The organism is Hymenobacter sp. HD11105, assembly GCF_054051685.1.
Genome location: NZ_JBSWBR010000014.1, coordinates 21,554 through 27,553, shown reverse-complemented (window position 1 = coordinate 27,553; position 6,000 = coordinate 21,554). Strand labels below are relative to the sequence as shown.

At 54.7% G+C, this 6,000-nt stretch carries 4 protein-coding genes; all 4 read right to left on the bottom strand.

The features are described 5' to 3' along the window. Positions 1-892: 892 nt before the first annotated feature. The 4 genes from ACW9KT_RS22040 to ACW9KT_RS22025 all read right to left on the bottom strand — a co-directional run bounded on the left by ACW9KT_RS22040 (position 893) and on the right by ACW9KT_RS22025 (position 5,809). A complete protein-coding gene (locus ACW9KT_RS22040; RefSeq protein ID WP_457084512.1) occupies positions 893-1,651 on the bottom strand; it encodes a hypothetical protein in 759 nt (252 codons plus the stop codon). 11 nt (positions 1,652-1,662) lie between these two features. Then, positions 1,663-2,697, bottom strand: coding sequence for a hypothetical protein (locus ACW9KT_RS22035; protein ID WP_457084510.1), 1,035 nt, complete (start codon positions 2,695-2,697; stop codon positions 1,663-1,665). 82 nt (positions 2,698-2,779) lie between these two features. Further along, positions 2,780-4,333 (bottom strand): protein kinase domain-containing protein, encoded by a 1,554-nt coding sequence (locus ACW9KT_RS22030; RefSeq protein WP_457084508.1) that lies wholly within the window; start codon positions 4,331-4,333, stop codon positions 2,780-2,782. 69 nt (positions 4,334-4,402) lie between these two features. After that, complete coding sequence (locus ACW9KT_RS22025; protein WP_457084507.1) at positions 4,403-5,809, bottom strand: PP2C family serine/threonine-protein phosphatase; 1,407 nt, start codon at positions 5,807-5,809, stop codon at positions 4,403-4,405. Positions 5,810-6,000 lie beyond the last annotated feature (191 nt).

Below are 6,000 nucleotides of genomic sequence, written 5' to 3'. Positions count from 1 at the left end.
TTGGATGTCGCCGGCCCGAATGTGGGAGGCCTGCGCCGTGGGTGTTAGGCCGAGGGAGGCCAGCACCGTCAGGACCAGCACCACCCATAACCCACCAACGCGCTTCGGTAGCGAAAGCTTCATAGTAAAAATCGATTAAAGACAATTTATCCAGAAAGAGAAGGTCAGCAAAATTCTGCTGACAACCTAACAAACAACGCGCGCGCGGTACGACTACCCTGTCCCGCTGGTAGAGTGGGACAGGGTAGTCGCTACGGTGAAAGTCCGTCATCCCAGCCACTCCCACCGAAATAGAAAATGTCTACCGCACAAGCTCTAGCGAAGGCAAAGCGCGCGCGCAGTGTATTCTCATACGAGAAAAGGAACAGAAACTGATCTTCGGCTTTCGTACGGGGGCGCCTGGCCATCAATCAGTGCTGGTGCTCCTCTATGCAGCTCCCTTAGGCGAGCTTCTAGAGCTGCCAGCTCATCGCTCTTATTTCGCCAACCGAAAAGATGTTAACCTATTTAATAGGAGCTTTCTGCCAACACTAGCCCAAGTAGTCCGCTAGCTATCTTTTATCAGCTGCTGCTACTAAATCGTACCGAAATCACCATCGCACACCTTTTAGCGCCCTTCTTACAATGCTAGCTGGAACGATAATGCGCCCCCTCTGGGCGTATCCCGAGCATAACCTTCCCCCGCGCCTGAGGGGGGGAGTAGTGCGGGTGCTCGAGGAAGGTACTCTCTACGAGGTCGCGTTTACCAGGTATGGGAAGCCGCCCGTTACGGTAACGCTTACCCTGCAGCCTAGGGAGGTGGAGGAAGCAGCGCTCCACCGCCTGGGCTTCTAAGTTTTACTGCTGAGATTCTTCCCCTGCGGTAGTTGTCCCGGCTCGTGATTAATAACTCCTAAAAATGTTGCGTTATTTTCCGTAGTTCCGTTTGTATTTCCTTTTGCTTGTTTTCGCCCGCCAGTAAAAAGGAGTTTTTAGTGGTGTTCATTTTATCTTTCGTGAGGGTGATTTCCTGGGATAGCTGGTTGATTTCCGCTTTCAGGGTATTTACGCGTTGGGTAAGGGTTTGCAGTTCCTGCGCTTTCTGCTGGATCAGCTCTTCCTTGGGTCGCACCTCTTTCTGGTACTGCTGCGCGTGGGCGCTCTGAAAGGCATTCAAGTCCCGACCAATCAGGTTCAGGTATTCCTGGCCGGTGGAGAGGAGCTTTTCTTTGGTAAGGCCACTACTTTTTAAAACGTTGTAAGCAGTCTGGTACTTGAGGGCTTCGTCCTGAATGTCGTCAATGTCTAGTTTGCTGTCCACGAACTCTTTGTAATCCGGTCCCTGGAACAAGGGGTTGCGGACGTTCGCTTCCTCAATCAACCGTTCAAAGTACTCTTCGTGCTCGGGCAAAGGTTCCGTGATGGTGCCTCCCGCCGAATAGGTGGGAACATGGTCCGGAATAGCGCTGGGCGGGGCCGGGCCATTGATCAAGGGATGCTGGGCGTTCTCGGGGGCTGCTGGCAGAGCCGGGGTAGGGAAAAAATCGGGCGTTGGCGCGGTCACCACTGGTGAAGCCGGAGCGGTGACCGGGGGATTCGGTTTTGCCGGTCCTTGCTGGGAATCGTTTTCAAACTCCACAAACGGCGTCAGCAACTGCTTTAAGAAACTCATAGGAAGAGAACTTACTGGTTGAGGCTCAGCAGGAACCCGATGGTAAAGTTGGCATCCCAGTCAAACACAAAGGTGTCGGTGCCGGTCGCCTCAGCCAGGCCTTGGTAGATAGTCAACCCCGAGGCCATTTTCTTGTCAGCGGCCTTATACGCCTGCGGAGCCCTTAATACGGTATACCTTTCTTCTCCTTGGCGGTGCTGCTTAGCCAGAGTGAAGGGTACCCCCCCCAGAATGAAGCCCACATTGCGCTTGTTCGCCGGTATTTTGGCCACCAGCGTTTTCACCTGGCTGTACACCTGCTCATCGGGCGTGCCTTTTTCGTAGTACTTGGCGCCGGGCAACTCCAGGGATTGCAGGCGGCCATTCTCCTGCCAGGAGATCTTGGTATTACCGGAGCCGATGTCTACCAGGAAAGAATTATCGGCGAAGGCGGGCGGAACGGTGGCATTAAAGCCCAATTTGCCTTCCTGCTCGGCGGTGACATTGTTCACCACATAGCCCATCTTCTTGAGTTCATTGCTGATAGTAGTGGTTTTGGGCTCTTTCTGGGCGCCCGAGGATATCACAAAGTGCATGTTGTTTTTGGCCACGCCTTTGTCAAACATGGCCGACAAATATTTTTTGAGACCGGCCCGGATGTCTTCGGTGGTGGCCAGGCCTTCGTAGGCCAGGGATTCGCCGAAATCCTTGGAGACAATCTCCCAGCGTTTCTGGCGGTCCATGTTGATGACAAAGGAGTTAAATCCCGTGGCCCCCACTTCCACTACCCCGCGCAGCGTGCCATTCACCGGTTTCTCGGGCGAGTAGCTGAACTCCCGGGTTTCCTCGGCAGGGCCGGCAGCCGGGGTAGGAGGGGTGGCAGTTGCGGCAGTCGGTGCGGCCGTAGTATTGTCCGTGGGCCGGTTGCTGCCGGGTATGGTGGGCGAGTCAGTGGAGAAGGTAGCCGGGTCAGAATTGCCCCCCGTTAAACGAGGACGGAGGGCGAAATACGCCAGTACCCCCATGATTAGCAGAACAACAAGTATTCCTAGTGGCTTGATTTTCATCTTGGTAAGGGTTGGTACGTTTAAAGGTTCTATTTCCGACAGACTTCGCGGCTCTTTCTAATTTCTTATGACCGTAGCAGCGCTACTTATTGGCCATGGTAATCACCACCACCCGGCCGCCTTCTTCCGTAGACAGCAATAGTTTCTTGCCGTCCGTAAGGTCTACCATGGTGTTGACGGGTATCTCTTTGTCTTCGGTAAGGTCTTTCAAGGAGGGGAGTTTCTGGTTTACCAATACCCACTTATTATGGTGGAAGGTGAAATACCCCACCGGGATCTTTTGCTCAGCGGTCAGTTTTTCGTTTCTGACCACGTGCCGGTTCACGTGCCACTGGAACAGGTATTGGTTGTGGTAGACCATAAGGCGGTGCTGCTCGGGGCGCCAGACGGTGGGCTTGAATTCATAGTACAGGTCCAACACGGGCAGGGCTCCTTTCACCGGCGTGCCGCAAAACGGGCACTTGGGCGAGGTGGTATTATCAAACACAAACCACTGCTGCTGGCATTTAGGGTTGCTGCAGGGCTGCATCAGATCGGTGGTTTTGAGCAGGGCCTGTTCCCACTGGTCAGCGTTAGGCCGGTGGTTGGGGTCGTGCAGGCCCGTGACAAAGGCCTGATCAAACAAAGCTTTCAAATAGGGCCCGGTGATGGTGTAGGGCAGCTTAGCAACATCCGCCCAAGGCAGCGTCCACTTAGACACCTGATTCATTTTCGGCCGGTTAGAAGCGTCAGTCGGGTGCTCAATGAACAAGGCCTTCTCCCCCATAGACAGCAGATCGTCTTGTTCCGTATCCAGGGAGTTGACTTTTCCTCCTTTCAGCGGGTGCCGGTAGAGCAGGTACAGGTAAATCATGACCGGCAGGGCATGCAGGTCGGTGGTGCGGTTGGCGTGCTTGCGGTTAGGGTCGCGCAGGGGCAGGTGTTTGGTGGCCAGGACCTCCGGGGCAATAAAGTCGGCGGTGCCGATAACATCTGGGGGGTACAAACCGGGTACTACCAGCCCGTCAATGTCAATGATGGTGGCTGATTTACTGACCGGATCAATCAGGACGTTTTTATAGGATAAATCGGAATGGGCCAGGCCGGCGGCGTGCAGGCGTTTCACCCCCCGGGCAATTTTCACGCAGATCTGGAAATAGCTGAGCCAGTTGCCTAACTCGCTTTCATCCAGCCGCAAGGCGAACTGCGGGTGCCGGAACTTGGCCGAGGCAAACCACAAGCCCTGTTTCTCTTTGCCTTTAATGCCTTCGCTGGTGGCGTAGCCTTGCTTGAAAAAGAAGTTCCTGTTGTAGGTCGGCACCACCAAGCCCACTTTCCCGTCGGTGGTTTCCACCAGGTCGGTAGGCCAGCAGTACAGCTCCTTGTAGTACTCGCCGCCTTCGCGGTTGAAGAAGCTATCGTAATACTGCGTCACCAGTTTCTTCAGCCGTTCCCGGGAATTGTAATCCTGCTTGTCGCGGTAAAAAGCGATTACGTACGATTTATCGGGCCCGAAATAAACGTCCTTCATACCGCCCCGCATGGGCTCGCCATTATCCACGTACTGGTAGGTTTTACCGGGCGTGATGATGGACGGCACCGAGGGCACGGTTTGACCGGGTTTATTGAGAAAGTTGGGGATGCTGCTTTGGCTCACAGGTTCGAGGCTGTAATAAAGTAAGTGCTCTGCTTCAGGTGCGTTTTCTGGTTATTTCCCCGACAAGGGCTAGAAGACAATGGCCAGGGTTCGGTCGTCGTGGTTGCCGGGACTCCAGAAATCCATCCAGTGGGAGAGCTGCGCTTCAATGTCGGGATTAGCGGTGCTCAGTTCTACCGCCGCCTTCTCCTCGTTTTGCCCCTGTAAATCCGCCAGAAACTCTTGCCACTTGGCAATGTCAGGCAGGTTGGCCTCCACCACGAACTTAGGGTCATAGATGCCATCGGACATCATGATCAGGTACGAGAAATCGTCGAGCAGTTTAAACCCGAAGCGGGTAGCAAACTTTTCACTCTGGAAAATCTCGGGCATGGTAATGAACCGGGTACCGCCCCCGAATTCGCCCACGTCCAGCCAGTTCAGGAGCGTCACTTCGGTCACGTCTTTGCTGAGCACGGCAATGGGGCAATCCCCCACGCCGAAGGACAGCAAGGCGTACCCCACATCGTACTTCTTGAACAGGGTGAAGATGAGCGTACTGCTTAGGTCTTTCAACGTGACCGCCTGGGCCTTGGCGAAGCTCTCCAGCTGTTTGTGTACCTGGAAAGCGGCTTTACCCAGGTTATTGTAAACGAAGCGGTTCAGGTTTTTCTGGGTGTCGGCTCCGGTCTGGCGCGCGTGCTGTTGCACCAAGTCGTCAAACTCGGCCATGCTTGCTACGGAGGCGGGGTCCAGAAAATAGTCGACCACGCCGGCACAGGCCAGCGCCGATCCTTTGCGGGACAGTTTAGCGCTGCCGGCCCCATCAGCCACCACCACGACGTTCCAGCCATTGGGCAGCTCCCGGAAGGCAAAGTCATCTTCCCGGAACGAGCCCACCGTGGCGTGGGAGCGCCCGCGTTTGGAGGACACCACCAGGTGCCGGTCGCCTAGGGGAGCGAACAAGGTGACCTCGTCTGGCTTCCAGTAGGGATCATTCTGGTCGCTCGCCAGGTTTTGCCAGAGGCTCTTGGGATCCGGGTTGATGATGAGCAGAATGTCTTTTTGGTGAAAGGGAGCTTCCTCCGGCTGCCCTTCCACTTTGAAATGAACTGAAAATTTCAGGTCGCCGCTTTGGGTGGGAACCCCGGTAAGCTGGTTGTTTTCGGCGCTGTAGGTTAGCCCCAGGGCTTCCAGACCTTCTATTTTGAAGGCGATAAGGTCGTTCCACCCATATTGCTCGAAGTCAAACGGGGCCGCGTAGGGCTTGCCCACGGTAGCATTGGGAATACGAATGGGCTGTTGCACGATCTCAGCTATTCTATCTTCAGTTTTCCAATTCGCCATGAGTTGTTCCTGGTTTTTTCTGAGCTGGTGGAGAATGGCAAGGTTCTGTTCTGCCAGTAAAAAGCGGTCGAACAGCTTCTTGCGGTGCTCGGGAATGAGTATGCCGTTGCTTTTGAAAAGATCCGTCACCAGTTGTTTTGCATCGGCCATTCCTGCTTCTGGGCTTATTGTTTTAAACTCTTTTTCTGGTGCTCACTCTTCGTCTAACGGGTTGCCGTTCAGCCTACCCGTTAGGCTTTCCCTACCTGATCGTCTTTGGTCGCTGGGCCTAAACATTCCGAAAAAAAGGAAGAGGCTGGGGCTAGTTTTCCCAGCCTCTTCCTGGCCAGGAGGAGAGGGGC